The organism is Methylobrevis pamukkalensis (genome assembly GCF_001720135.1).
GTDB classification, from domain to species: domain Bacteria; phylum Pseudomonadota; class Alphaproteobacteria; order Rhizobiales; family Pleomorphomonadaceae; genus Methylobrevis; species Methylobrevis pamukkalensis.
This window is the reverse complement of the sequence record NZ_MCRJ01000228.1, coordinates 1-2,334: the sequence shown is the minus strand read 5'-3', so window position 1 is coordinate 2,334 and position 2,334 is coordinate 1. Positions and strand designations below refer to the sequence as shown.

Annotated in this window: 2 protein-coding genes; both read left to right on the top strand. The window is 74.0% G+C overall.

Going from position 1 to position 2,334, the window contains the following annotated elements; translation table 11 throughout:
- Positions 1–983, top strand: a 983-nt coding sequence (locus A6302_RS20055) for a hypothetical protein (RefSeq protein WP_210183417.1), incomplete at its 5' end; no start/stop codon positions are given.
- A complete protein-coding gene (locus A6302_RS20050; RefSeq protein WP_069308491.1) occupies positions 902–2,158 on the top strand; it encodes a hypothetical protein in 1,257 nt (418 codons plus the stop codon). The genes A6302_RS20055 and A6302_RS20050, both read left to right, overlap by 82 nt.
- The last annotated feature ends 176 nt before the right edge of the window (positions 2,159–2,334 follow it).

Here is a 2,334-nt window from a genome sequence, read left to right as displayed (position 1 = left end):
AGGGCACCGTCACCGTCCCCACCGCCCGCGCGCCGCTCGCCGAGCCAGACATGCCGGCGCCGGCCGAGCGCGCCGCCCCGCCCGCCGCCTTCGTCGCGGCCGAACCGGTCCTCTCGCCGGTCCAGACCCCGTTCTTCGAACGTGAAGCGGTCGAACGCGAGGCATCCGAACGCCAGACGGCCGCCGTCCGCCTCGCCGAAGCCACGTCCCGCGATGCCGCCGTCGACGCCCTCGGCGTGCGGATCGACATGCTCGCCAGGGAAATGCCGAACCGCGACCAGGTCGGCTCGATCCGCGAGGAGATCCTGCGCCTGCGCGATGCGGTGGCCAGTTCCGCCGCCGCGCCCTCGGTCGGCAACCTCGCCAAGGCCTATGACGCGCTGGTGAACCGTCTCGACGACATCGGCCGCCGCCAGGCCGAGCCGCAGAGTCTCGAGCCGCTGATCAGCGCGATGACCGCGATCCGCGCGCGGCTCGCGGACCTGCCGGACGAGACCCACCTCTTTGCCGTCGCCGACCAGATCGAGGCCCTCACCGGCCGGATCGACGCGATGGCCGCAACCCCGGCCGCCGGGCCGGTGGACCTCTCCTCGCTGGAGGAGCGCCTCGCCGACATCGCCCGCAAGGTCGAGGCCGGCGACGTTCGCCGCGTCGTCACCGACATCGAGGCCCGCCTCGACGGCGTGGCGATGCGCATCAGCGAGATGGAAGACCGCTTCGGCAAGATCGACGTGCTGCCGCGGCTCGAGACCGCGCTGCGCCATCACGGCGAGCAGATCGATCGCATCGAGCGCGACATGCAGGACCTGCCGCGCCTGCGCGAGGACCTCACCGGCGCATCGACACCCGGCTTTCCGCGCTGCCGCGGCTGGAAGGCGACCTCGTCGCCGCGCGCGAGGACATGCAGGGCGGCGTCGCCGCCGTCATGGAGCGCATCGAGGACATGGCCGCGCGGATCGAGGGGATCGACCCCGCCGGCCTGACGGCCGAGCTTTCGGCGGCGATGGACCGCCGGCTCGGCGACCTGGCCGAGAGGGTGGAGGCGCTCGGATCGGTCGCCGATCCCGAGACCTTCGCAGCCCTGGAACGCCGGCTCGGCGACCTGGCCGCCAGCGTCGAGCGCAGGCTCGAGCGGATCGGCGAGGCGACCTCCGGCGCCGTGGCCGCCCTCGGCCGGATCGAGAACACGCCGCCCCGGCACGACCCGGCGGTGGCCGCGCAGATCGCGGAACTTGCCACCAAGATCGACCAGTTGATGAAGGCGCCGCCGCCCGCGGTGGAACTTCCCGCGCTCGACATCGTCGAGGTGCGCCTCGAGGAAATCGCCGCCCGCATCGGCGGCATCGAGACCGCGACCTCCGGGATCGCCGACGGCGACCTGCCCGCGACCCTGCAGCGGATCGAGCGCAAGCTCGGCGAAGGCGACGGCGGCGCACGGATCGCCGCGCTCGAAGGCCATATCGCCGGGCTCGTCACGGCGATCGACCGCATGGAACGGCTGGCGCCGGAAGACGCCGACGCCATGGAGCGCGATCTTCTGGCCCTGCGCGAGGAGGTGGCCCGCCTGCCGGAAACGGTGAGCGAGACGGTGGGCGAGGAATTCCGCACCCTCGGCGGGCGGATCGAGGCGGCGCTGCGCGCGGCGCCGGCCATGGCGGCCCCCAGCGGCGAGGTCGAGACCCGGCTCGGCGAGATCCTGGAGCGTCTCGACGCCCGCGGCGGCGACGACAACCGGCTTGCGGCCCGGGCCGCCGAGGAGGCGCTGGCGCGGTTCAACGGCGCCAACGGAACGGCGATCACCGGCGCGCTGAAGTCGCTCGGCACCGATCTGGCCGACCTGCGCAGCGAGTTCACCACCTCGCGGGTCCGCGATCTCGACCTGCTGGAAAGCGTCTACGAGACGCTGAGCCTCCTGTCGGACAACCTGCAGAAGGGCACCCTTCCCGGACTGGCCCTTGCCCGCGGCGACTCCGAAGCCGAGTCGGCCCCCGGCCCGGCGCCCGGGGGCTTCTGTCCGGCGACGACGACACCTGGCGCGAGATCGAGCGCAGCCTTGCGGCCGGCCTTGCCGCCAGCGCGGCCCCGGTTCAGGCCGAACCGCCCCGGGCCCGCCCCCATGCCTCGGACGATCCGGGCACGAGCATTCTCGACGACCTGATCCGCCCGCGCGGCCCGGCGCGGAGCGAGGCCGCGGCCGACGGCGCCCTCGATCTCGACGAGATCGACGCGGAGGACGATTTCGACGCCGACCAGCCGCTCGAGCCCGGCAGCGGCAAACCGGCCGTCTCGCGCAGCAAGATGCCGGCCCGTCCGGCGCGCGCGTCGCGGACGCCG